Annotated in this window: 28 protein-coding genes; 17 read left to right on the top strand and 11 right to left on the bottom strand. The window is 39.9% G+C overall.

Annotated elements, in window-relative coordinates:
• Positions 1 to 58: 58 nt before the first annotated feature.
• Positions 59 to 616 carry an NADPH-dependent FMN reductase gene (locus tag IEV27_RS18350; protein ID WP_188379069.1) on the bottom strand — a complete coding sequence of 186 codons (558 nt, stop codon included), beginning with the start codon at positions 614 to 616 and terminating at the stop codon, positions 59 to 61.
• A 248-nt stretch (positions 617 to 864) separates the two neighbouring features.
• Between IEV27_RS18350 and IEV27_RS18345 the strand changes: the two genes are divergently transcribed.
• The 7 genes from IEV27_RS18345 (at position 865) to IEV27_RS18320 (ending at position 5,481) form a co-directional block, all read left to right on the top strand.
• The gene (locus tag IEV27_RS18345; RefSeq protein ID WP_188378975.1) at positions 865 to 1,020 is read left to right on the top strand and encodes a hypothetical protein; all 156 of its coding nucleotides are present in this window, start codon (positions 865 to 867) and stop codon (positions 1,018 to 1,020) included.
• Positions 1,021 to 1,207: 187 nt separating this feature from the next.
• Positions 1,208 to 2,008, top strand: a complete 801-nt coding sequence (locus tag IEV27_RS18340; RefSeq protein ID WP_188378974.1) for an SDR family NAD(P)-dependent oxidoreductase — start codon at positions 1,208 to 1,210, stop codon at positions 2,006 to 2,008.
• A gap of 49 nt (positions 2,009 to 2,057) precedes the next feature.
• Entirely contained in the window at positions 2,058 to 3,074 is a 1,017-nt protein-coding gene (locus tag IEV27_RS18335) for a thiazole biosynthesis adenylyltransferase ThiF (RefSeq protein WP_188378973.1), read from the top strand.
• 76 nt (positions 3,075 to 3,150) lie between these two features.
• Positions 3,151 to 3,246, top strand: coding sequence for a small protein YxzF (gene yxzF / locus IEV27_RS20195; protein WP_507762591.1), 96 nt, complete (start codon positions 3,151 to 3,153; stop codon positions 3,244 to 3,246).
• 75 nt (positions 3,247 to 3,321) lie between these two features.
• On the top strand, positions 3,322 to 4,476 hold the full coding sequence (locus IEV27_RS18330) for an AI-2E family transporter (protein WP_188378972.1): 1,155 nt from the start codon (positions 3,322 to 3,324) through the stop codon (positions 4,474 to 4,476).
• A gap of 167 nt (positions 4,477 to 4,643) precedes the next feature.
• Positions 4,644 to 4,916 (top strand): YesK family protein, encoded by a 273-nt coding sequence (locus IEV27_RS18325; protein ID WP_188378971.1) that lies wholly within the window; start codon positions 4,644 to 4,646, stop codon positions 4,914 to 4,916.
• Positions 4,917 to 4,926: 10 nt separating this feature from the next.
• The gene (locus IEV27_RS18320) at positions 4,927 to 5,481 is read left to right on the top strand and encodes a GNAT family N-acetyltransferase (RefSeq protein ID WP_188378970.1); all 555 of its coding nucleotides are present in this window, start codon (positions 4,927 to 4,929) and stop codon (positions 5,479 to 5,481) included.
• Positions 5,482 to 5,509: 28 nt separating this feature from the next.
• Here the strand turns inward: IEV27_RS18320 and IEV27_RS18315 are convergent, their stop codons facing one another.
• Both IEV27_RS18315 and IEV27_RS18310 read right to left on the bottom strand, forming a co-directional pair.
• Positions 5,510 to 5,671, bottom strand: coding sequence for a hypothetical protein (locus IEV27_RS18315; RefSeq protein ID WP_188378969.1), 162 nt, complete (start codon positions 5,669 to 5,671; stop codon positions 5,510 to 5,512).
• Between the two features lie 29 nt (positions 5,672 to 5,700).
• Positions 5,701 to 6,699, bottom strand: coding sequence for a YeiH family protein (locus tag IEV27_RS18310; RefSeq protein WP_188378968.1), 999 nt, complete (start codon positions 6,697 to 6,699; stop codon positions 5,701 to 5,703).
• 129 nt (positions 6,700 to 6,828) lie between these two features.
• Between IEV27_RS18310 and IEV27_RS18305 the strand changes: the two genes are divergently transcribed.
• Positions 6,829 to 7,713, top strand: a complete 885-nt coding sequence (locus IEV27_RS18305; protein ID WP_229735419.1) for a LysR substrate-binding domain-containing protein — start codon at positions 6,829 to 6,831, stop codon at positions 7,711 to 7,713.
• A 315-nt stretch (positions 7,714 to 8,028) separates the two neighbouring features.
• On the opposite strand, the gene IEV27_RS18300 is transcribed toward IEV27_RS18305, so the two are convergent.
• Positions 8,029 to 9,237, bottom strand: a complete 1,209-nt coding sequence (locus IEV27_RS18300; RefSeq protein WP_188378966.1) for an MFS transporter — start codon at positions 9,235 to 9,237, stop codon at positions 8,029 to 8,031.
• A 107-nt stretch (positions 9,238 to 9,344) separates the two neighbouring features.
• Here IEV27_RS18300 and IEV27_RS18295 point away from each other — a divergent pair, with 107 nt between their 5' ends.
• The 3 genes from IEV27_RS18295 to ytvA all read left to right on the top strand — a co-directional run bounded on the left by IEV27_RS18295 (position 9,345) and on the right by ytvA (position 11,643).
• Positions 9,345 to 10,211 (top strand): LysR family transcriptional regulator, encoded by an 867-nt coding sequence (locus IEV27_RS18295; protein WP_188378965.1) that lies wholly within the window; start codon positions 9,345 to 9,347, stop codon positions 10,209 to 10,211.
• Complete coding sequence (locus IEV27_RS18290) at positions 10,204 to 10,764, top strand: nucleotidyltransferase family protein (RefSeq protein ID WP_188378964.1); 561 nt, start codon at positions 10,204 to 10,206, stop codon at positions 10,762 to 10,764. Before IEV27_RS18295 ends, IEV27_RS18290 begins: the two co-directional genes overlap by 8 nt.
• A gap of 84 nt (positions 10,765 to 10,848) precedes the next feature.
• A complete protein-coding gene (ytvA, locus tag IEV27_RS18285) occupies positions 10,849 to 11,643 on the top strand; it encodes a YtvA family blue-light photoreceptor (RefSeq protein WP_188378963.1) in 795 nt (264 codons plus the stop codon).
• A 426-nt stretch (positions 11,644 to 12,069) separates the two neighbouring features.
• Here the strand turns inward: ytvA and IEV27_RS18280 are convergent, their stop codons facing one another.
• Positions 12,070 to 12,447: a VOC family protein gene (locus IEV27_RS18280; protein WP_188378962.1), complete on the bottom strand. Its 378-nt coding sequence runs from the start codon at positions 12,445 to 12,447 to the stop codon at positions 12,070 to 12,072.
• 397 nt (positions 12,448 to 12,844) lie between these two features.
• On the opposite strand from IEV27_RS18280, the gene IEV27_RS18275 reads away from it, so the two are divergent.
• The gene (locus IEV27_RS18275) at positions 12,845 to 14,005 is read left to right on the top strand and encodes an acyl-CoA dehydrogenase family protein (protein ID WP_188378961.1); all 1,161 of its coding nucleotides are present in this window, start codon (positions 12,845 to 12,847) and stop codon (positions 14,003 to 14,005) included.
• A 529-nt stretch (positions 14,006 to 14,534) separates the two neighbouring features.
• Here the strand turns inward: IEV27_RS18275 and IEV27_RS18270 are convergent.
• Complete coding sequence (locus IEV27_RS18270; protein ID WP_188378960.1) at positions 14,535 to 15,056, bottom strand: type 1 glutamine amidotransferase domain-containing protein; 522 nt, start codon at positions 15,054 to 15,056, stop codon at positions 14,535 to 14,537.
• Positions 15,057 to 15,118: 62 nt separating this feature from the next.
• Complete coding sequence (locus tag IEV27_RS18265) at positions 15,119 to 15,490, bottom strand: DoxX family protein (RefSeq protein ID WP_188378959.1); 372 nt, start codon at positions 15,488 to 15,490, stop codon at positions 15,119 to 15,121.
• Positions 15,491 to 15,655: 165 nt separating this feature from the next.
• Here IEV27_RS18265 and IEV27_RS18260 point away from each other — a divergent pair, with 165 nt between their 5' ends.
• Positions 15,656 to 16,558, top strand: a complete 903-nt coding sequence (locus IEV27_RS18260; RefSeq protein WP_373868125.1) for a DUF1002 domain-containing protein — start codon at positions 15,656 to 15,658, stop codon at positions 16,556 to 16,558.
• Positions 16,559 to 16,865: 307 nt separating this feature from the next.
• Here the strand turns inward: IEV27_RS18260 and IEV27_RS18255 are convergent, their stop codons facing one another.
• On the bottom strand, positions 16,866 to 18,134 hold the full coding sequence (locus IEV27_RS18255; RefSeq protein ID WP_188378958.1) for a helix-turn-helix domain-containing protein: 1,269 nt from the start codon (positions 18,132 to 18,134) through the stop codon (positions 16,866 to 16,868).
• A 261-nt stretch (positions 18,135 to 18,395) separates the two neighbouring features.
• Here IEV27_RS18255 and IEV27_RS18250 point away from each other — a divergent pair, with 261 nt between their 5' ends.
• Entirely contained in the window at positions 18,396 to 18,923 is a 528-nt protein-coding gene (locus IEV27_RS18250) for a sigma-70 family RNA polymerase sigma factor (RefSeq protein WP_229735428.1), read from the top strand.
• Between the two features lie 420 nt (positions 18,924 to 19,343).
• On the opposite strand, the gene IEV27_RS18245 is transcribed toward IEV27_RS18250, so the two are convergent.
• Positions 19,344 to 19,928 carry an SCO family protein gene (locus tag IEV27_RS18245; RefSeq protein WP_188378956.1) on the bottom strand — a complete coding sequence of 195 codons (585 nt, stop codon included), beginning with the start codon at positions 19,926 to 19,928 and terminating at the stop codon, positions 19,344 to 19,346.
• Positions 19,929 to 20,115: 187 nt separating this feature from the next.
• On the opposite strand from IEV27_RS18245, the gene IEV27_RS18240 reads away from it, so the two are divergent.
• On the top strand, positions 20,116 to 20,892 hold the full coding sequence (locus IEV27_RS18240; protein WP_188378955.1) for an alpha/beta fold hydrolase: 777 nt from the start codon (positions 20,116 to 20,118) through the stop codon (positions 20,890 to 20,892).
• A gap of 89 nt (positions 20,893 to 20,981) precedes the next feature.
• On the opposite strand, the gene IEV27_RS18235 is transcribed toward IEV27_RS18240, so the two are convergent.
• Positions 20,982 to 22,397, bottom strand: coding sequence for a hypothetical protein (locus IEV27_RS18235; RefSeq protein ID WP_188378954.1), 1,416 nt, complete (start codon positions 22,395 to 22,397; stop codon positions 20,982 to 20,984).
• Between the two features lie 105 nt (positions 22,398 to 22,502).
• Complete coding sequence (locus tag IEV27_RS18230; RefSeq protein WP_188378953.1) at positions 22,503 to 22,676, bottom strand: hypothetical protein; 174 nt, start codon at positions 22,674 to 22,676, stop codon at positions 22,503 to 22,505.
• A 128-nt stretch (positions 22,677 to 22,804) separates the two neighbouring features.
• Here IEV27_RS18230 and IEV27_RS18225 point away from each other — a divergent pair, with 128 nt between their 5' ends.
• Both IEV27_RS18225 and IEV27_RS18220 read left to right on the top strand, forming a co-directional pair.
• On the top strand, positions 22,805 to 23,404 hold the full coding sequence (locus tag IEV27_RS18225; protein WP_188378952.1) for an NUDIX hydrolase: 600 nt from the start codon (positions 22,805 to 22,807) through the stop codon (positions 23,402 to 23,404).
• Positions 23,405 to 23,472: 68 nt separating this feature from the next.
• Entirely contained in the window at positions 23,473 to 24,618 is a 1,146-nt protein-coding gene (locus tag IEV27_RS18220) for a trans-sulfuration enzyme family protein (protein ID WP_188378951.1), read from the top strand.
• Positions 24,619 to 24,680: the final 62 nt, after the last annotated feature.

Below are 24,680 nucleotides of genomic sequence, written 5' to 3'. Positions count from 1 at the left end.
CCCATGTTTTCGACAATATAAACAAAGAACTGCCGACTCAAGTCAGCAGTTCTTTACTTTACGAACGCACTTTTTCTTTTTGGTCTTCTACAAAAGGAATGAATTGATCAACAACACTATCGATAAAATCAATCGTTTGTTGATCAGTGAGTCGGCCATTCTCATCCATCTTATGTTGCACAGCCCCCACTAAAATTTCATTTCCAGGTAATACATTCGCTCCCATACCTGGTGAGTTTAAAATCTGGCGAAGCTGCATCTGGGCGCGCACCGTGCCAAGAGCGCCCATTGTGGCCCCTGCAATAAAGGTCGCTTTATTTGCCATTTCACGATCACCTCGAGAAAGCCAGTCCAATGCATTTTTTAGTACACCTGGAATGGAATGATTGAATTCAGGTGTGACAATTAGAAAAGCATCGACATCAGCTAACTCAGCTTTAAAACGCTGGACAGAAGCAGGTGCCTCATCTTCAATATCCTGATCGTAAAAAGCTAAATCGTTAATGGGTACAATTTGAATATCTAAACGATCACTATATCGATCCTTCATAAAATGTGTTAATTTCCTATTAAAAGAGTTCTTGCGAATACTTCCCACAAGAGCCGCAACTTTTATCATACAAATCCTCCTCTAAAATATTTGATTGTATTCATTATAAAGACCGCCAAATCAAGATTCTACTCTTCTGCTTATTAGATCCGCGATCATAGTAAGAAAATCACCGAATTTTGTCAAAAAAATTGTAAAAAAAACTATTGCGTTACCCCCTTTATAGAGAGTAAAATTTTCTTAAATTCCTTAGTTTTAATGCTAATAAATTTGGGAATTATTTTAATATACTATTTAAAAAGGAGGGACTAAAAATGACTATGCTTTATTCCAAGGCTCGCGAGCTATTCGATCAAGATTACAAGAATAGTGAGGAAGCTAAGGAATCTCAACAGGCGGCTTCCACTAAAGTGAAGCGTACAAGAAGCGGTAAACTTCTAATGCCTTTCCGTAAAAACAAGCGGAAATAAAGACTTTAAGAAGTGGTGACGGTAGCTATGAGAATATACGACAAACAAATAACGATGAACGTGCCGATGGCCGTTCCGTGGATCAACGTCTGAAGACTAAGGAAGTCTAAAGACGTTGATTTTTTAATGGAAAAAAGTTTGAAGCTCGCCAAACAGTGCTATTTTACTCGTAAAAGGAGGCTTCATAATGAACATCTTTTCAAACGAAGCATTAACAGAGCAACATATTTTAATTACCGGGGCGACCGGGGGCATAGGCTACGAAACAGCAAAAGAAGCAGTAAAAGCAGGAGCGAGTGTTACCATTACAGGACGAAATGAAGAGAAGCTGAGCGAATTGAAGCAAGCATGTGAACAAGAAACACCTTCAGCTAAAGTATTTGTTTGTCCAACTGATTTAAACAAAGCAGAGGCACGAAGTCGTCTTGTGCAAGAAGCTCAATATACGTTTGGAACCATTTCAGGTTTAGTAAATTCGGCTGGGGTTATTGGAGGAAACGCATTAGACCAACTCACTGAAGATGATCTGCGTTCCGTGATGGAGTTAAATTACTTCTCTACGGTACTCCTTACTCAAGAGGTTTATGAACATATGAAAGAATTGAAACGTGGGTCAGTCGTCAACCTGTCCTCCCTTTCTGGATTACGAGGGACACACAGTAACACCGCTTATAGCGGATCTAAATTTGCCATTACAGGATTTACTCAATCCTTTGCGGTAGAGGCTGTAGAGCACAATATACGTGTGAATGCTGTCTGTCCGGGTTATGTCGATACGCAAATGGGGCAGCAGGCGATTAAGAATAAAGGAGAGCGAGAAGGCCGCAGCTATGAAGAACAGGTAGAACGAGCAAAGGCTGGGATTCCTTCTGGTCAATTGAGCACCCCTGAAGAAGTAGCGCGTACAATTATCTTTTTACTATCAGATGCCTCCTCTAACATTATCGGTGAATCCCTTAAGATTTCCGGAGGAAGCGTAATGAGGTAGCTTCATGATAAACTAAAAAAAGAGGAGTCAGTCAAAATGGGGGTACAGCATGTCTTTCGATCGTTATTCTCGTCAAGAACGCTTTAAGCCAATTGGAGTTCAAGGTCAAGAAAAATTAATCAGTAAACATGTGCTTGTAATTGGTGCAGGTGCGCTAGGGACGAGCAGTGCCGAACAGCTTGTGCGGGGAGGGGTCGGAAAATTAACCATTGTCGACCGTGATTACGTGGAGTGGAGCAACCTGCAGCGTCAGCAGCTTTTCACTGAAAAAGATGCCAAACAAAGAATTCCAAAAGCAAAAGCAGCTGAAAGTAAGCTGAAGGAAATTAATTCTGAAGTACAAATAAAAGGACACATTATGGATGTCCAGCGCGAAGAGTTAGAAAGGTTAATTGATGGGGTAGATGTCGTCCTTGATGCAACGGACAACTTTGATACACGTATGTTGGTCAACGATGTGTGTCAGAAGCATCGCATCCCATGGATTTATGGAGGATGCGTGGGGAGTCACGGCATGAGCTTTACAATTCTACCTGGAGAAACCCCTTGTCTTCAATGCTTGCTTGAATCCGTTCCAATGGGTGGAGCCACCTGCGATACAGTAGGCGTCATCAGCCCGGCTGTACAAATGGTAACCGCTCACCAAGTAGCAGAAGCTCTAAAAATCCTTGTCGATGACAAAGAAGCTTTAATCGGCAAGTTCGTCATGTTTGATTTATGGAACCACCACTATACTACGATGAAGGTGGATCGTGCTAAACGTGAGACCTGCCCTTCATGTGGAGTACATGCTACCTATCCTTATTTATCACCGGAATACCAAACGAAAACGGCAGTATTATGTGGACGAGACACCGTTCAGATTCGCCCGCCGTCTAAAATGGTGAGAGATTTAGATGAGGTAAGGATGTCTTTAGTAGACGGCGAGGTCGAACAAAACCCGTTTTTATTATCTTATAAAAAAGGAGACCATCGAATGATTTTCTTTAAAGACGGACGAGTGCTGATTCATGGCACCAAAGATGTAACAGAAGCCAGGAACTTGTACCACAAAATTATCGGGTAATGGCAGGAGTGTTTTAGAAATGGGGGAGAAGGGAAACCTACCTTTAACAAACCATTTCGGGTAGGAGGTAACTACAATGGGAAGATTAATCAAACGTGCGATTAAATATGGACCTATGATCTATCCGGTGATTAGGAAGTTCATGAGAAGTCGCAAGTCTAAAAGATATTAAACGAAACGTGCCTTAAATCGGGCACGTTTTTTTTACGCTGTGGTAAAATGGAGAAATAAGTAGGGAGGGAAAGCTATGGATAAATGGGAATCTTCACCTTTGATTCGTTTTTTTGGAGGACGAAATTTACTTTACATATTAGCAATTCTTTTATTTATTGGATTGAATTTTCTTGTTTATACCCAAGTTTCATTTATATTTCATCCCATTGTTATTTTCCTTGAAACGATTGCTTTGCCCGTCCTGTTCACCGTGGTCGTCTATTATTTATTACGGCCATTTATTGGATTATTAGAACGGATTGGTATAAAAAGGGTATGGGGCATATTAATCACCATAGCTATTGTAGCTGGTTTAATTACATTGCTTGTATTTCTAATTATTCCTTTCTTAGAACGTCAGTTTATGAGTCTTGCCAAGGAACTGCCTGAATACTTAATGGAAATGGCGGGAGCGATCGATGACTGGTTAAGAAACTCGATGTTTGCCAATTACTATAATAACTTATTTGAAGACTTAGAAGGAACTCTTGGCCAAGTGTCAGATAACTTTTCATCGTATGCAGGAAATACAGTAGAAGGCATTACCAGCTTTATTTCTACAATAACGAATGTGATCATTGCCATTGTTACTTTGCCTTTTATTCTTTTCTATTTATTAAAGGATGGAGAGAAATTTCCGAATATGATTTTAAAGGTATTTCCTCCTAAAGTAAGACCTGAGCTATCTAGTGTATTTAAAGGAATTGATCACCAGCTGAGTGCTTATATTCAGGGACAGCTCCTAGTCAGCTTCTGCATAGGGGTCATGATGTACATTGGCTTTTTAATTATCGGATTAGATTATGCCCTGCTGCTTGCAGCCATTGCGAGTGTAACAAGTGTCGTTCCTTATCTTGGCCCTATGATTGCCATTATTCCAGCGCTTATCATTGCAATTGTAACTTCACCCTTTATGCTGCTTAAACTAGCTTTGGTATGGACAGTGGTTCAGTTATTAGAAGGAAAGTTTATTTCACCGCAAATTATGGGGAAAAGACTTCATGTTCATCCAGTGACAATTATCTTCGTCCTGTTAACAGCGGGGCATTTGTTTGGGGTTATCGGTGTTATTGTCGCCATTCCAGGCTATGCGATCATTAAAGTCATTGTGACGCATCTATTTTATTGGTTCCAACGCAGATTCAATAAATATGCAGATTCAGATAATCAATATGGAATTTCTAAATAGAAGCTTTAGACAGCAACAGATCAAGAGTATGAATCGAGGAGAGTCATACTCTTTTTTCATGGTAAATGACTTAAGACAAAAAGAGAGTATAAGGAAATTTATGTTAAAATAAATAAAGAGAATAGATTGAAAATTTATAACTTTACTTAAAGGAGGGAGGTAAATACATGATGGTTGGAGGACCGCTTCTTGTGGCAATGGTCCCTGGAGTGCTTGTAATAATTTTAACGTGGTGGCTAAGAAAATCAGCATTTCCTTTTATCGTACGTTTGATCCCTAGTCTATTAACTGCGGTTGCAGCTTTGATTTTGTTTTACATAGGATTCGTTCAAATAAGAGGTTTTGAAGGAGGCGCATATGCGCTATTAGCTTTTTTTCTTCTAGGATTTGCTTTCGTTTCGCTTATTATTGGAACCCAAAAAGCACGGTTACATGAATAGAGGTGGCTGATTGGAAACTTTTGATTGTCATATAGAAACAGAAAGGTTAATCATAAGGCCTTTACAAAAGTCAGATTACTCAAATTGGTTAAAAGAATTTAATAGACGCAATCCTTCCCGGCACAAATACGATAAAGGGAAAATAGATATGAGTGAATGCACGAACGAATGGTTCTGCCAACTCGTTGACAAGCATCAAGAATTAGCTTTTAACGATGAAGCTCATGTGTTCGGTGTCTTTAGAAAAATAGACGGCACACACTTAGGCATGGTAGATTTTTCGACGCTGGCAAGAAACACCTTCCAGTGGGGAAGGGTCGGTTATACGATACATAATCAATACTGGCAAAGAGGGTACGGGAAAGAAGCTGTGCAAGCCTCATTAACGATAGCTTTTAACGAACTACATTTTCATCGAATTGAGGCGCACATTAATGTTGATAATATTTCTTCTACTCGTTTAGCGGAAAAGGTTGGATTAAAGTATGAGTGTACAAGAAAAGAATTTATTTATGAAAACGAAAAATGGACAGATCAGCTCATTTATTATTGTAACTTTGAATGACGGGGTTTATTAAAAAAACTGACCAAGCCTAAAAAGCTAGCTCAGACAGCTGTATATCTTTAATCGTATCGTAAAGCCTTGGAATCTCTTTGGAATGAATGATTTCAGCTTCGATTTCATAAGCAGGTCTCTGAACAGAAAGAATAACTTGTGCTCTACGTGCGTCTTGATGGTTAAGTATCACAATCAAGGGACCACCTCTTTAGAAGTATGTCATTTTCAAATCATGAAAAATGTTACGATACTTAACAAGATCGACGTAACGATCACTGCTGCAATTGGTTTTAAGGCACGATCTCTTACATCACGCAGACTTACATTCAAGCCCAGACCAACCATAGCCATCGTAAGGATGAATGAGGTGGCAGTAGAAACGCCGTCTAAGAATTGTGTGGATACTTGGATATAAGAACCTAAAACGAAGCTTCCGATCACACTCGTGACTAGAAAGCCAACTAAAAACCAAGGGAATGGCAGGGATTGATTAGAGCTAGTTTGATATTTTCGCTTCATAGCCGCCATTAATATAAGGCAGAGCGGTACAAGTAGAAATACACGTCCAAGTTTACCGAGAAGGGCCATCGCTAATCCTTCTTCTCCTGCCGGTGCCCCTGCTAAGACAACGTGAGCGACTTCGTGCAAACTAAGTCCAGCCCACATCCCATAACTTTCAGCATCTATAGGTAGAAATGGACGAAGAATGACATAACTAATAGCAAACACGGTGCCGATTAAAGAAATAATGCCAGCACTGAGTGCCGTATCTTCTTCCTTCGCTTTTAATATAGGAGAAACAGCAGCGATGGCAGATGCTCCACAAACTCCAGTTCCTATTCCGAGCAGCAAAGAGAGAGAATGATCTGCTTTTATCATTTTCGCGAGAAGCATCATAAATCCGATGCTAAACAGGATCACTAACGAATCGCGAAGAAGTAAAGGAATGCCTTCTTCGATAATGACATGTATATTTAACTTTAAACCAAATAGTATGATCGCCAACCTTAATAATTGTTTTGCAGAAAATTGAATCCCTTTCTTTAAAGAAAGGGGAAAACCGAAAAAGTGACGATAGATCACTGCGAGTAAAATGGCCACGGATAAGGGTCCGATTTGCCGGAATACGGGTAGAAAAGCCAGTAAAAAACCAATCCCTGCAATTGAGAAAGTAAAGGCGATCCCAAATAATAAGGATTGGTGTGATTTATTTATAAAAGACATAACATCCTACCTTTTCGTTCTTGTATAAAAACCACTATACGAGCGGTGTGGTGATTAGTAAAATAAAACTTTATAATGGTAATCATTAATAATTTTAATGAATGGACTGAAACGATGGATATAGAGTCTTTGCAAACTTTCGTAAAGGTTATTGAACTAGAGAGTTTTACTAAGGCTTCACGACAGCTGAACCTGTCTCAGCCTACAGTAAGCTTTCATATTAAAAGTTTGGAAGAGCACTTTCAAACGACCTTAATTGATCGCACACCGAAACGATTTCAAATTACGTATACAGGAGATATTGTTTATCAGAGAGCCAAACAAATCCTTGGTCTGCTGGATAAAGCGCGCACCGAAGTTTATGAATTTCACCATCAGCTGAGAGGGGAAATTCGTATAGGGGCGAGCTATACAGTAGGAGAATATGTTTTACCTTCATTGCTGAAAACCTTTGATGATTTATACCCGGATGTAGAACTACGTGTAGCGATTAAAAACACGGAACACATCAATCAGGAAGTTCAGCTGCATGAATTAGATATTGGATTAGTAGAGGGACAAGTGAAGCAAAATGATTTATCCTCCCATCCTTTTATGGAAGATGAGATGGTGGTTGTTGTACCTGCAGACCATCCGTTACGTCATAGAAAAGATGGGAACTTTAAGGAGCTTCAAGATCAAACGTGGATATGTAGAGAGCATGGATCGGGTACGAGGGATGTCATGGAGTCTTTATGGGATAGCTACAATATCCGCCCGGGTAAATTAATTACGATTGGAAGCAATCACGGGGTGATTCAAGGAGTGAAGCAAGGACTGGGGCTATCTATTATTTCAAAGACAGTCGCTGAGCATTCTGATGCTAAAGAGCTTATCTATCCTCTGCCATTTATTAAGTCAGCAACCCGCTTCTTTTCGTATGTCATTCCTAGTGATGAGAAAGAAATCTCCAAAAATGTTTCTGTATTCATTGAGCTAGTAAAGGAACGATACCCTTTTAACGATAAAATGTAAAAAAACTGTGTAAATATGCTTGAAATTGAATACAAAAATGAAATCTGGGGTATGGTTAGATTAGAGAAAATGAAACAAAGTAAGTAAGTCATTCGTAGATAAGCCATAGCGAGTTTTTAAGTCATCCTAACATTACATTGAGGTGAAATTATGAAAAGCCTAGACCAGATCGTCGATTATCTGAAGACACTGGGAGTTGAGGTTGAAAAGGTTTATAAGACACCTAAGGAAGAAGCGAGATAAGATAGGAAAACGAGGCTTAGCGGTATCTTTATACATGAAAACAACAAGGTATGTTACAAACATACCTTGTTGTCATGCGGTTTTTGAAGTTATTTCAATGAACCGCGGGTGTTTAGATTGAAACCAGGACCATATCAGTCCGAACGCTACGGGAATCAGCAGGAGCAGAAAAACGAAGTTAGCACCATTTTCATTGGCTATCCATCCAAATAGAGGTCCAGTAATAACCACGGAAGTCTGATTACATAACATTCGAAAGCTTGCCATTCTTCCATGAAACTCACGGTCCGTAGCTATTTGCTGAACCGATTGTAATAGAGCTCGAACAATGGACGTCCCGGCACCGATTAAAAGAATGCCAGTAAACGCCACTCCTATGTTTTGAAAAAAACCCAACATCCCTAACCCCACTGCCATTGTGAGCAAGGCATAAATAGCGATATGATTTTGCATTCTTCTCCACCACCAGGCGCCAAGAATGCCTGCTGCTATTCCTCCAATAGAAAAAGTGACGTCTAATGAACCATAGACTAAAGCAGATTTCTGTAAATAATCACGCGTATAAACGGATAGAAATCCAAGAGTAGTATGAAAGGTTAACTGCCCGAGCATCATCATGACGAACAAACCGTAGAGCATGCGGTGCGCATGTAAATATTTAAAGCCTGACTGAATTTCTTTGAAAAAGTCCGAATGCTTCGTATCCTTCCGTTCAAAAAGAGGCTCATAATTTAGGAGATAAATCATTAGAGATGCTCCTTGATAGAAAATGATAACGATGAACAGGGCGAGAGAAATAGGGAGAAAGCTTGAAAAAACCCCACCCAGCCCCGCTCCTGCTAAACTGCCAGAGATAGTCGCTGATCCCGAAAGTGAAAAGATTCTTGGAAGGTCGTCTGGTTTGAATACTTCCCCCACGAACGCTTGTAATGATGGCCGGAAAAGTGAACCCGCAGTCTGCAGGACCATATGAGTAACGATTACACCCCACGGGTTTATCCAATCCATTAAAAAGGCTGCCCACAACATAATAAGAACGATGATACTGAGGACCCCTGCGAGACTAGCTAATGTTTTACGGTTATAACGATCAACTAGTACACCGAAAATGACATTTGAAAATAAACCGGGGATAAAACCAAAGCTGACAAACAGCCCCGTATACAGGGCGTTTTCTGTCCATTGAAATAGAAACCATGTCACGAGGACAAAATACATGGCCCTCCCACATTCATAAGCAAAGTACCCCACTAATAATTTACGAGTGTTGCTGTGATTCATAGGCTCACCTCAATCTCACGTTATCTTTATCATACTCTTCATCCTGTGATAAAAATAATATTGGTTTATAATTAGAATTGATAAGTAAATCTAATCGGAGGTAAGGTATGAAACTAGAAGACTACCAGCTGCTCGTTCACTTGCACCATTATAAAACCATTCGGGCGACGGCGAGAAATGTCTTAATTTCTCAGCCGGCCGTCACGCAGCGTTTAAAATATATAGAAGAATATTTAGGAGCGGAAGTTTTTATCCGTACCTCCAAAGGATTGGTCCTCACGCCAGAGGGGGAGGTTGTGCTGGAGCATGCCTGCGCTTTGCTCGCTTCTGAAACACAGTTATATAATCAATTGCTGCGCAAGAAAGAGACGGTGAGTGGTACGCTGTCTTTAGGTGTATCCTCACTCGTTAGTCAGCACTATTTGCCACACATCTTACAAAGGTACACGACCACTTATCCAGACGTTAAAATTGATCTTGTCACAGGAGCAAGTGCGGAGATTAAATATACAGCAAGGGACTATCACGTCACCATCGTTAGAGGGGAACCTTTGAAAGGATACAAATGCCATGGGTTGTTTGATGATCCTTTATATCTATTTGATACCGTAAAATTAGATGGAAGATCTGAGCGTCCCTTTATAGAATTTAAAACAGATGCCGATTATCAAAAGCTTGTAGAAGAGTGGATGCTGCAGCAAAATAAGATTAAATACCGACGTACGATGAAGGTTGATCAGTTTGAAACGGCTAAACAGTTAATGGTGACAGGCCTTGGCATGACTGTATTGCCAAAGAGTATCGTAGCAGACGAGCTATGGGATCTGCCCCATCTGCCCTTATACATAAATGGTCAGCCAATGAATCGAAAAACATGGGTATGTTTTTATGAAGAAACGAGCGATCTTCCACAAGTAAAAGCTTTTATTCATTTACTTACGAGTGATTCGTGGAGAGGAGGCAATGATGCTTAACTCAAGATTAGCAAACATAGTGAGACGTACTGACTTTCTACAAGAGGTTTTTCAGAAAGCTGAGGAAGAGTTTAGCCACTATTACATAGGCGCCGGTTGTATTACGCAAACGGTATGGAATGAATTAAGCGGGAGTCCTCAAGGATATGGAATTGGCGATATTGATATTGTCTATCATGACTCTTCCGATCTTAGTGGGGAAAAAGAGAAGGCTTGTGAGTTAAAGTTGAGAGAAGCTTTACACGACCTTCCTTTTTCTATAGATGTCACGAATGAAGCACGTGTCCACTTGTGGTATGAGGAGAAGTTTGGAAAAGAAATAAAACCTTATCAAACGGTAGAGCATGCCATTGATACGTGGCCTACTACGGCATCAGCTGTAGGGGTGAAAAGGATCAGCGGGCAGTATACCATATACGCTCCTTATGGATTACAAGATCTATTTGATATGGTGGTACAGCCTAATAAAAAACTGATTACTAGACAAGTCTACGAGAGTAAAGCTCTGAAGTGGAGGCAGCGCTGGCCGATGCTTACGATCGTCACTTGGTAAAGTGATTTATACGTTTGATTGGAAATTTTCGTTTGTTCATTTTATTATGATAGTAATTATATTTCTATAGAGGGGGTTGGACATATGCTTTATCATTCGCTAGATAAATTAGAAGACATTCAACAAAATGAATTTATAAAAGCGGCCATTGATCATGTGGGCGCGGGGGTCGTTATTTCTGATCCAGAGCAGGAAGATAACCCTATCATTTATGTGAATAGAGGGTTTGAAGAGCTTGCGGGGTACAAGAGTGAAGAAATATTAGGGCATAACTGTCGATTCTTGCAAGGAAAAGATACTGACCCTAAGTCTATAGACAAGATTCGTGAAGGCTTAGCAAATTCGCAATTTGTACAAGTCGAGATTTTAAACTATAAAAAAGACGGTACTCCTTTTTGGAATGAGCTACAAATTTACCCAGTACATATTAAACAAGTGGATCAAATATTTTTTGTTGGGGTTCAACAGGATGTTACCCAAAGGCGTGAGGCCGAAAATCTCGTTGATCACTATTTATCAGAAGTGAAACGATTATCGACTCCTATTGTTCCTATAGAAGACAGTATTTCTATACTGCCGTTAATAGGTACAGTGGATGAAGAGCGTTTACAACAAATGCTTGAAACAGTGAGTCATCATGTGCAAGAAATGAAGGAAGACTATTTGATTTTAGATCTGTCGGCTGTATTTACGTTCAATGAAGATATACATTTAGGCATCTATCAATTAAATCAGCTTCTTGACTTAATGGGGACCACCCTTTTACTTACAGGGGTGAAACCGAATTTTGCTATGCAAAGTGCTCCTTATGCTGACTTTAAAGAAATGTCTTTAAAAAGCTATGCTTCCGTTAAACAGGCATTAGAGGATATTAGGTAGCTGAAAAGGTGCAGTGATGCACCTTTTCAGCTTGTAGAGAAACTTTTTCTACAAACATGATTAAAGTTTGTAAAAATAAATTCCATTCCTTTAGGAATAGTAAAGGTTTTTTGGAAACGACTCCCTTTCCGTGGGCGAATGGTGTGCCTCCTCGGGCTGTCGCCCTCTGGGGTCACACCTTATTCGTATCTCCCACAGGAGTCTCGCCGTTTCCAAAAAAACCTTTTTCGATAAAGATCACTAAAAAAGCAAGGAAAAATCTTCACTTATAAAATTTAGGGATTTTAGCAAAGTATCTAAAAATACACCGGTTACGAGAGACTAGCTTTATAAAAAGGAACGGAAAAAGAGCAGGCTTTCCTTCATCCTCCACACAAAGCGACTCTTTTTCTCCAGACAAAAAAGTTCAGTACTGCACTTTTTTTGTTATCCGTTGCAGATCATGATGATGTTTCGATCGGGATCATATAAATTGAAAAAAGATAAATCTTCAAACTCAGTGACGGGGGCTGCTATGCGTAACCCCTTTTCACGTGCAAATGAATAAGCTCTTTTAACGTCTCTCGTGTAAATGTTAAAGAGAGGGTAAGGGAGCGGTTCGACAGTTTTTGGTTCAGTGTCAGAAGGTCCGGCATCCAGGGTTAAGCTTGTGTGTTGAGATAAAGAGAAGGTATAGACGGGGCTCCTTACGTCTTCATCTTTCACGCTGCGATCAAGCAATTGACTGTACCATCGAACGGAGCGGGACAAATCTGTCACATGAACAAAAACCGTGTTCATCTTCGGTTGGATCGGGTGGCTCATAAAGCGTTCCTCCTTTTATGAGTTCATCACCTTACTAGTTCTACTTCGGAAAGAGAATTCCTTTAATAAAATGGCTTTTAGTATTGAGGGTCACACAGTTCCGTTCTTCTTCTAATTATGAAAGGGTTAGGGAAACGAGGAGGCTCAACATATACCCACAGAAAGCGAGAAGTTTTCCCTACCCATATCTCTATCCAAGACAACGGAACCCTTTTATCAAAATTGAAATTTAACAAAGCCAATAGAATAAGGATAAAAGCCGCGCTTTTATGTAAATGATAATTCTAACGACCATAATAAGAATGAAAGGGGAAAGCATATACGAAAGACGGATGATTCGCATTATTACGATCGCTTTTGTATGATTTGGATAAAGTGTTCGAAAGGGAGTGAGAAGATGAGTGATCTTATACGTTCGTGGTTAAGAAACGAGAGGCACGAGCGTCTTTATGAAAAAGCAGCGAATATTGCTGAAGAAGCTCGTTCCCACTTAGAGGAAACGGATCTAGAGGCGAAGTTTTCTCATCAAACGTTAAAAGTAATTAAACAAGAAGGTTATCCTTCCTTAAGTTTACCTCTTCGCCTGGGAGGAGAGGGGATATCGTTATATGAATTCTTATTTTTACAAGAAAAAATTGCTGAAGGTGATGGATCGGTTGCTCTATCTATAGGGTGGCACGTCGGCGTGCTGATGGAGTTAAGCGAAGACAGAAATTGGTCGAAGGATCACTTTATGGAACTAGCCCGGCAAGTGATTGAAAATCAAGCGGTTGTTAATCGAGCAGCCACAGAGCCAGCGACGGGGAGTCCGACTAGAGGAGGGATCCCTGAGACAAAGGCTGTGAAACAAGCTGATCATTACATTTTAAATGGACGTAAGACGTTTACTTCAATGGCTGATCATCTTGATTATTACATTGTGTCTGCCTACGTAGAAGATTTGAAAGATATCGGCTGGTTTATCATTGATCGTCATCAGCCTGGGGTTAAGGTGGAGAAGACGTGGGATACGTTAGGGATGCGAGGGACAGCAAGTGATGATTTAGTCTTGGAGAATGTAGAACTAAACGTTGACCATTTGGTGGAAGTGAAAAGTAAGGGGAAGCCATCTCCCAAAGGCTGGCTGCTTCATATTCCTGCATGTTATTTAGGGATTGCCGTTGCTGCTCGTAATGATGCGATTACTTTTGCAAAAAATTTTCAGCCTAATAGTCTCGATACCCCGATCTCTGACGTCAGTCATATTCAGGATAAGATTGGTGAGATGGAATGGAAGCTTATGCAGGCCCACAGTTTTATGTATTCGACAGCTAGAAAGTGGGACGAAGAGCCTGAACAGCGTGAACACATGGGGCCGGAGTTGGCAGCAGTAAAATTGGCTGTTACGAATGCGGCAGTGGAAGTTGTTGACCTTGCGATGCGCATTGCAGGGGGGAGAGGATTATCGAAAGATCAGCCTTTTGAAAAATATTATCGTGACGTAAGAGCCGGCTTGCATAACCCGCCTATGGATGATGCCGTCCTTCGAATGCTGGCAGGTAAAGCATTAAACGAATAAACAAGTTTAAAAAATCACGCCTTCAAAAAGAAGGCGTGATTTTCAGCTTGTAGAGAAACCTTAAAGAGTGTAAAATTCCTTGCGTTAGAGAGTGTAAAGGGTTTGAGGAAACGACTCCCTTTCCGCGGGCGAATGGTGTGCCTCCTCGGGCTTTATCAGCCCTCCGGGGTCACACCTTATTCACATTTCCCACAGGAGTCTCGCCGTTTCCTCAAACCCTTTTTCGAAATAGATCACTGGCAAAATCATTTACTCAAGCTGTGCCCTTATGAAAACAGCGTTTGCAAAAGGGCATTCACATTACGAAGGTTTCAAGATCCCATTTTGGTTAAAGGAACGGAAAAAGTGCCGACTCCTGCGGGACGAGCAGACAGGAGAAGCCCCGCAGGTCGCAGACCGAGGAGATTTTCCGTCTTGCCCCGCGGAAAGCGGCGCTTTTTCCTGTTCCTTTCTCCATACTTATATGAAGTACATCTTAGCTTTTTCAACAGACTGAAAATCACGTCTTCTTTTTGAAGACGTGATTTTTTTATTTGGCTAATAAATCAGCAAAAGCTTTGGCGTAAGGCGGAAGGTCAGGTGGACGACGAGCTGAAACAATGTGTTCATCGACTACTACTGCTTCATCAAACCATTCAGCACCCGCATTTTTCATATCATCTTTAATACCAGGCGTGCTGGTTACTTTTCGACCTTCTAAAATATTGGCGGAGATCAGTACCCAGCCTGCATGGCAAATTTGGCCAATTGGTTTTTTGTTTTCATCCATATGACGAACCATTTCAAGCACATGGTCATAGCGGCGAAGCTTGTCCGGAGACCAGCCGCCTGGGACGAGAATGCCATCATAATCAGCAGGATTGATATCCTCAAAGGCATAATCAGCGGTAGCAGGAACGCCATATTTACCAGGATATTCAGCCCCTGCATTTTCACCTACAAGGTGAACGGTTGCTCCTTCTTCTTGCAAGCGAAGAACCGGATACCATAACTCTAAATCTTCAAAGTCTTTACTTACGAGTGCAATGACTTTCTTGTTTTCTAACCTCACGAATAAGCCTCCTTCATTTTCAATCTATTTGTAGTGTATCAAATAAAGGGTGATCCAGGATACTATTTCGAAGCAGCAAGCACCCACCAGATCAATAAAGGTTGAAAAAGGGGACGCAGCCATAACACAATAAGATTGGTATCTTCAGACCACGGAGCCGGGGCACCAATAATGGCTGCATAGATATTGGCAGGTAAGACAGCTATTAGAAAGATAGCTGTAGCAATACCGGCTGCTCGTCTTGTCTGAGGAAAGATGAGAAAAAGAGAGAGCATCCATTCCATGATTCCTGTTACGTACACCAGTTCAAGTTTATATGGGACAAAGTCTGGAATCATAACAGCAAAGCCTTCATCATATACAAAATGGGTGACCCCCGCTAAGAACAAACCAATAGCGAATATATATAGGGACAATGTCTTAAATATAGTCATCATGTCACTCCTTTTGAAACCTTATACACGGTCAAAACGTAAAAATAGAAGCGGGAAAATAATCCAAAAAAGTAGGTGCCAAATACAAGAAAATAAGTATAATAAAAGTTAAGTTTAGCATAATCGTAAATAAGTTTGAATCTATAAACTAAGGGGACGAACATAATGAAAAATCATATCGGCTTGTTTTTGTTGTCGTTCATATTGATGTTTACTTCTTTTCTTCCGCAAGGCGTACAAGCTTCCACAGGCAATGAAGGGATTAATGAGAAGTTAGGACTGCCTATCGTTGTTTATGGAGAAGCTTTATCCGATGCACAAAAAAGCGAAGTCACTGATTTACTGGAAGTGGATCAGCATGACGAAGTAGATGAATTCACTGTCACAGGTCAAGATATTGCAAATTACATCGGAGGTAATCCGAATTCCAATATGTATTCTTCGGTAAAAATTATCCATCAAGATAATGGAGAAGGAATCGATATTGAGATCGCTACGCCAGATAACATTACCGAAGTAACGAAAGAAATGTATCACAATGCTCTGTTAACGGCGGGAGTCGAAAATGCTGATGTGCTCGTAGCCTCTTCCGTTCAAGTAAGTGGTCACTCTGCTCTTACAGGCATCTATAAAGCTTATGATGCTAAGGGAGTGTCTTTAGATGAAGATCGAATGAAAGTGGCGAATGAAGAACTCGACGTAGCCACTTCTCTTGCGGACGAAGAGGGTGTTGATGAAGCTGAGGTTAGTGAGTTATTAACAGAAATTAAAAAAGCTATAGCTGAACAAAACCCAGCCACGAAGGAAGAAATTGAACAAATCGTAGAAGAACAGCTTAGTAATTTAAATATCGAACTCAGTGAAGAAGATCGTCAGCGCTTAATTGATTTATTCGATCAAATGCGCAACTTAAATATTAACTTTGATGATGTGAGAAATCAGCTCGATGAATTAACAGGCGGCCTCCAAGATATCATTAATGATGAAGGGTTTTGGGATAACTTATCAAATGCGATTCAAGAGTTTTTTGAAGCACTCACTGACTTTTTTCGGTCTGTTTTTAATTAAGGATGAACAGAAGTGATTAAGCATATCTGAAGCTTTGATAAAGTACGGGCATCCGGTGCGCCTTTAGAAATACAGTGACGGCAGAGTTCATAAACCACAATACACAAAAGTAACGGAACCGTGTGCCCTTGGTTCGCAAAATATCAACACTAACGTTTAACACGACCTAATCTCCCTTTCCGTCAACAATATCGTGTAAACAGAGCTTAATTAAAAGAACCGCCTCAGTACCTGTAGAGTGAAACAGGGACTGAGGTGTTTTTTTACAGCATGCAAATAATTTAGTAAGGTATGGCTGCTGAACTTTCTAACAAGACTGTGTCCGTTTAATATGTGAAAGGTAGCAGTCGGCCGCTCGTTTGTATTTGCCTGATTCATATAAATGATCACCAAGCTTTAAATACAAGGTTTCTAAAGGTTCATGATCCGCATCCTCTTCAAAGAAGTCAATGCACTCTTCTAAACTCTTTTGGTACATTTCACCTTGTTTTGTTTTTTTATAATATTCGAGAAAAGCTTCCAGAAGGTAATAGTAGTCCGATGTCTTACTCACTTCAGATTTAGCTTTTTCAAAAATCTCATAAGCGTCTTCTAATCGATCTAAATTAAGATAGGCTTTACACAATGAATGATAAGAAATTTGTTTATTAGCTTTCAGCCCTTCAGCTTCTTTTAATGCTAAAGCTTCCTCTAGAAATTCACACGCCTCATGATTAGCCCCATCTTTTCTCATAACTACCCCTTTATTATGAAGCACTTGGGTTAACAACCGTAAATTTTTGAAATCCTGAGCGAGTTGTTGAGCTTGAGATAGATACTCCATGGACTTATTAAATTCTTCTTTATTTAAGTAGATGACTCCAATTAAGTTATATACCATAGCCACTTGTTGGCGCTGCTCCAAGTTTTCGTAATAACGCAAAGCTTCATAACTAAAAGTGATCGCTTGACGATAATCCCCTACAGCATTTGATAAGACGGCTATGTTATAAGTAAGAGCTGCTTTTACACTTAGTGGCTGTTTCTCAAGTCGAAAGTTCTTGTAATGAGCAAGGCTTGATTGAAAATCGGACTTCTGGTAGTGACGAATGCCTTCACAATAATGATAAGCATTTTGCACGTATATAGGCGCTTTATCAATAATGTCTTCGTCAATAAAAGGTTGGACATATGTAACATATACTTCTTTAGCCTTCGTATAATCTTTCGTTTTACAGTAAAAAGCACATTTTAGCAGCAAGAAGTAGATTTCTTGATGAACATTCGATAGGTAGTCGTAATAGTTTTCAACGATTGTTTCTACAAGAGGCGTAGCTTTTTCAAATTGAGTAATAATAAATTGCTCCAGTTGAGTGAGAACATGATGGACTTCAGGATCTTCCTCCTCAAAGTTTTCAAAGAAGGCAAAGGGGAGGTTTAAGGAATTTGATATTTTTTGTAACGTTGATTCTCCAGGGCGTCGATATCCATTTTCAATCTTACTAAGGTGCGCTGTGGAAATCGTTTCCCCAGATAAATCATGTAATGTCATTTGGTTTAATTTGCGATAGATGTTTATCCGTCGTCCAATATTCATCAGTCTGCACTCCTCTCTTATCTGATTCCTATTTCATTGTAAAATAGGAGAAAGATTCTGTCGCTTTTTTATTAGGTATAAAGAGCTAGTAATATCGATTTCCTGTAAAAATAAAGAAAGAATGTAACGGTTTAAGCAACATTTATGGAAAAATTGCTAAATTGTTTAAGGATAATAGTACAAAAACAAGATTTCTATTTGATAGGAATATTGTACGATAAAAAAAGGAAATATTGAAATATTATTGGAGTGGACAAGGTGATGGGCATGAATCCAGAGCAGCATCTCAATGAAATCGTCGAAAATCATTATGGGGCCTTGCTGCGAACAGCAAGATGCTATGTAAAAGAACAGATGGCAGCTGAAGACATGGTTCAGGAAGCATTACTAAAGGCTTACGAAAGATTTGATCTGTTTAAGAAAGGCAATAATCTAAAAGCTTGGGTGTTCCGAATTATGATCAATCATTGCAAAGACTATCTGAGAAGCTACACAAAACGCAACGTAACTCCGTGGGAAGATCAATGGCTGTATTGTAAAGAAGCTGAGGAGAGTAACCCTTTAGATATAATCGTTGAAAGGGAAGAGTACCACCAAATTCACGAAGCTATTGACCATTTGAAGCCGGATTATCATAAAGCTGTTTACTTGTATTATTTTGGCGATTTATCTGTAAAACAAATGTCCCATGTTCTCCACTTAAATGAGAACACTTTAAAAACGCGAATGAAACGGGCAAGAGACCACTTAGGTGGAGAGATAAAAGAATTGGCAGCTGCCCATAGCTAAATTGGTATTAAAAGCTGCTCGTTTCAGGCTGTTGAAAAAGCTCAGACATATAATAGGGTGCGATCATTCCATTTAGCCTGAAGAAAAGGAACAAGAAAAAGTGCCGCTTTCCGCGGGGCAAGACAGAAAGTCTCCTCGGCCTGCGACTTCAGGGCCTCTCCCGTCTGCTCGTCCCGCCACGATGAGCGTTCGGGGGTGACGCCTGCGGGAACAGCGCGAGCCGAAGATCCACTTGGTCAAGTGATCTTCTTGACCAAGTTAGCTGAGGCCGTGCCCGCGGCAAGCAGCCACCGACAAGCGATTCGTTTCCTAGAACCCTTTATTCTATCGAACGATAGAAATTTTTCATGCATAAAAAAATGTAGAGAAAACCAAGGTTTCTCTACAAACTGAAACGAGCATAAGTTGCTCGTTTTTTTATTATTCAGCTAAGATTTCAGTATCTTCAATAATGTCTTCATAAGGGACATCTGTATCCCCTTTATAATGCTTCATCACTTGGTTGTTTTGATCGACCAGGAAAAAGGAAGACCCATGTGATACTTGCTCGGCTCCTTCTGGTTTTTGGGCAATTGTACGAAAGCTTTCTTGGGCAAATTCTTCAATTTCTTCCTGAGAGTAACCGGTAATAAAGGACCAGTTAGAGAAGTCAGCATCTTGTGCAGAGGCAAATTCCTCAAGCATTTCAGGGGTGTCGATTTCAGGGTCCACGCTAAACGAAACAATTTCTGCATCAATTCCTTCTTCTTCTAGCTGATCTTGAACCTTCGACATATTACGAGTCATGGGAGGGCAAACGGTATCACACGATGTAAAAATGAAGTTCGCGAGCCATACGTCACCTTCCATATCATCGATAGAAAAATCTTCACCAGATTGCGTCGTTCCACTTATGTTATCAATTTCCCACTCTAAAGGGTCCTCGAGTTCTTTTTCACCACATGCAGACAGCAGAATGGCCAGGGTTATAAAAAACAAAGGGATAAGAAAACGTTGATACTTCATAGGAAACTCCTCTCACTTCTATGTACCTTCTTATAGTTTACGACTGCTTGAATCAAGGTGTCAATTGACTAATCGAGAAGAGAAAGGGGTCGAGTAAATGTTCATTTAGTTTTCACATACGGTGAATGCCTTAAGGAGAAAAGGAAACACTAGACATCATGTAATTACGAAAAAGTAGGGGATGTCTATGGGATATTACATCAATGAAGACGGACAGCGTATTTTCTATGAAGATCAAGGGGTTGGCCATGCCATTATATGTATTCATCCACCGGGAATGGGAAGGAAAGTGTTTGCGTATCAACAAGAGCTCAGTATGCATTTTCGTTTGATTTTGCCTGATTTAAGCGGGCACGGGGAGTCAGATACATTCATTAGAGACCCTGGGATTGAGGATTATGCGAAAGAATTATTGGGATTAGTGAATCATTTGAAATTAGACCAAGTGTTTTTGTTTGGGTACTCCGCAGGGGGGTCTGTCGCACAGGAATTTGCGATTCAGTTTCCTGAGAGGGTGAAAGGATTAATTTTGTCCGGGGCTTTTCCGAAAGTGAATACGAGTCTTTTAAAACTTGAGTTTTTAGCTGGAATGAAATGGCTGAAGCGTAATCCGGTATCGCTGGCTAAACTATTGAGTCGATCTCATTTTAAAAATCATGAAACTAAAGTTGAGCAATTTTATCATATTCTAAAGTCTGATGTTGACGTATGGCATTCATTTTATCGCTGTTCTTTAACGTACGACTGCACTCGTCATCTATACAAACTTACTATGCCTTTATTATTATTGTACGGAACACGAGCAGAATGGATCAATCACCAAGCCCCGTTTTACAGATCATGTCCTAAAGCTAATTTAGTGGTGGTAGATAAAGCTTATCATCAGCTGCCAGCGACTCATAGCGAAGTTGTTAATCAAGCTGTCTTAGACTTCTTTAAGCGATCCTATGTACACAAAAACTAAGCAAGGGGAGAGAAAAGGTGTAAGACATCTGTGGAGAACGAGCCGTTTCCCTGATCCCTTCCTCCTTTTAACTTTGTGATTTGAGTCGCTTAGTCTATCTTGATTTCTTCTGAGAAATCGATCTTTTGAGAAATGGGTGATTTCTTAAAATGTAATCGTAACTTTTCGGATCCTTTGAGATAGTGACTATTCACGTCTAAGACTGAGTTCTGGCCGTCATATCCCATCCCTGGCTGGGGGTTAAGCTTTTCTCCGTCTATCGTTACGATAAAATCATCTTCATGATTAATAGATGAGCCAAAATGGGCAGGTTGCGAACTTAAATAAAAAGGCTCATTGGTTTCTTTCGGCTCAAATGAAAATCGAAATTGCGAGGTCATTGAGGTATCATAAATTTTCTCCTCTAAAATGATGTCAGTATTTAGATGTTCATCTATTTTTTCTTCTATTAGAATTGTTGCGCGATCATCTTCTTCGACGGTTTTGTCATAATCACTTACATCAATTTCTAGAGAGTACTCCTCGTCATGAACCATTGTCACTGTGTCTAAATCAAGCTCTAAGGATTCTGGAATATCTGATGCAGGGGGAACCCGGGATTCAAAGGTTTGAGAATTTTCGTCGGGCTTCCAAATATGACTTAATGAAAAACTTTGATCATCCATATGTAAGGTGCCGCCTAAGTTTGTAATTGGATAGTCTTTATGCTTAATATCAAACGTTATTTTGTTGCCCATAATACCAAACTCGATTTTCTTTGGCGTAACGGTTAAACCATCTTTTTTATACGTTTGGTGGAATTCTTCTGTATGTAAAATTTCTTGTCCTGGTTCATATGTATAGCTGATCGGCTGTTCTTCCGTTTTATGAAAGCCATCTTCCATTTCTAATCGAAACGTTGTAGGGGCGGCTTCATTTAAGGAAGCATCTTGGTCATTTTGAATAGAGTAATGTTCTAAACCTTCTTGTTCTAAACGATCTAAATGAGCTAAACCATACAATTTGCCCTCATAAATCTTATAGTGCGAATAATTTGAGTTGTTGTTAAAAATGGGTCGTGTTTGAGTGGGCAGGTCTCCTTCTTTTGCTATGTTAACTCTAGAGATGTCAAAGAAGGGGCCTGAAGGCGTATACTCTTTATCTTCAAAAACCTTCAAATCAACGCTGTAGTACATAAAAACTTGATGCTGGGTGTACCATAGCTCATCGATTGTGAGAGTGCCTTCGTGTTCGGGAATATCAAAAGATTGGTCAGGAAATTGAATGATATTAAGATCTTTTGCTTTTTTGTATCCCTGTATCTGATCCTCATAAAATTGATCAATGTCCTCGCGGTTCTCTACTTCTTCAATGGCATTTGGAAGATCGAGTTCATCCGGACTGGGATTTTGAAATACTTTTAGCTTTTCTGTGGCATTGTCCTCATCACTCATGCTCCATTGAACGGCTATAGCAAAACCAACTAGGAGCATAGCAAAAGTGATCCATTTCGCTTTGTGATTCATTTATCAACGTCCTTTCTAAGTAAATGGGTTTCTCTTCCATATATGATAGCAGATTTTGAAGGATTAAGAAGCAATAAAAAAACGCCCAGCCTAAATGCTGCGCGTTTACTTTTTCTCTTGATCGAGATAGTGGTCAAGTAAAGCATCTGATTCTGATTCTTCGTTGTCTTCTTTATATGGATGGGTGAAAGCTTGACTAAGTTTGGAGGGATGGGCAAAGAGTTCAGCTGCTTCGTTCGAAGTGTCTTCTTTATTTACACGATTATTTTTCTTGTTCATTTTCATAAGACCTCCTCTTTTTTTTAGTTTTCCTAAAGGGTAGAAATTTAAACGATTTTCCTCGCATTTTGTCGTTCTATGGTAGACTAATTAATATATATAAAATGGCGAGGAGAAATAGTGAACGTATGGGAGAAATTTTAAAAATTTTCAGCGATTGGTTAACGCCCATAGGTGAAAAAGATAGAGATGAAGTTCACCGCGACGGAGATTGGCATGAAAGCTTCCACTGCTGGTTTTATAGCCATGAAAAGAATCAGACGATGATCTATTTTCAAAAGCGATCGAGTGTAAAGAAGGATTTCCCCAATTTGTATGACATTACAGCCGCAGGCCATATTGGGATTGATGAAACTCGTATAGAAGGTGGGCTAAGGGAAATCCACGAAGAGTTAGGTTTGCAATTAGAAGAAGAAAAAATCAGCTACACCGGTTTTTATAAAGAAGAACTTAAGATGAAGAAGTTCAATGATCGAGAAATTTGTCACATTTACTTATTTCCTTTTGATGAAGCATTACCCCTCTTGATGAATGAAGAAGTAACCGATGTAGTGAAGATCGATCTTGAAGACTTCTTAAGTATGATTTCGAAAAATCGACCATTTTTGTTAGCAAAATCGGTTATGAATGGTGAAAATAAAACGTTGCTGCCTCACCATTTTTGTCCTCATGACTTTAATTATTATCAGCATGTTATTCAAGAAATTTTACAGACGCGAAAGATATAATTTTTTGACAATAGGTGATAGGAATAAGATATACTGTTGTGAAGAACCCAGTGAAGGAGATGGATCATATGGCGAATCAATTATTTAGTACACGTGTTGTACATAATAAATTGAATCAAAACACCGCATTGAACAGTAAAGCGACACCGATTTATCAGACGTCAGCTTTTACATTTCGTGATTTGGAGCACTTAGAAAGCTACTATTCTGGGGACACCCCTTATTTATATACAAGAGAAAATAATCCGAACACCGATGAATTAGGACAAGCTGTGGCCAACCTCGAAGAAGCAGAGGCAGGAGCTGCCGCTTCTTCTGGAATTTCGGCAATCATGGCTGGAATCCTTTCCATAGCTGAAGCTGGTGATCATATTGTGACAGCTGAAGACATCTACGGTGGTACACATCAATTGATTACGAAGCAGCTGGCAAGTTTTGGCATTGAATTTACGATGGTTTCTTTTGCAGATCCCGAGGCTATACGATCAGCCATTAAGCCGAATACGAAACTGCTTTATACGGAATCTATTACGAATCCTTTCTTACGCGTGGAAGATATCGAGCTCCTCGTAGAAATCGCCAAAGAGCATGATTTAAAAACGATGGTGGACAATACATTCGCTACACCATATTTACTACAGCCTTACACGCAAGGTGTAGATTTAGTAGCTCACAGTGCTACGAAATATATAGGCGGGCACAGTGATGTAACGTCAGGCATAGTGGTAGGGCACAGAGATCTAATTGCAAAAGCTAAGCAAAGAATTATTGGATTAGGAACGAGTCTGAGTCCATTTGAAGCTTGGCTGACTCAGCGTGGGTCCAAAACACTTGCTTTGCGTATGAAGCAGCAGTCTCAAAATGCGAAGCACGTCGCTCATGTGTTGAAAGAAGATCAAGGGGTGGCACGTGTTTATTATCCTGAGTATGTATCTGAGCGAGGCAATGGAGCGATTATTACGATTGAATTAGCTGAGCAAGTCGATTTTGAAGCCTTTTTTAAATCGCTGGGCTGGATCAAACTAGCCCCTACATTGGCAGGAGTAGAAACCACAGTTTCTTATCCAATCCGCACATCTCACCGGGCGTTGACGGGGGAAGAGCAAGAAAGATTAGGAATTTCTGATTATACAATCCGATTGTCAATTGGAATTGAAGAAGCAGAAGATATTGCTGCTCAATTTCAACAAGCTATTCGCGAGTCAATTAAATAAATATTCGAAAAATTATTGACTTTCCTTTGTGTAGTGCTTATAATTCATTAACATAACCAAGT

The sequence above is a fragment of the Halobacillus andaensis genome, from assembly GCF_014636475.1.
Lineage (GTDB): Bacteria > Bacillota > Bacilli > Bacillales > Halobacillaceae > Halobacillus_A > Halobacillus_A andaensis.
The sequence above is the reverse complement of the archived record's forward strand: the minus strand, read 5'-3'. Positions and strand labels throughout refer to the sequence as shown.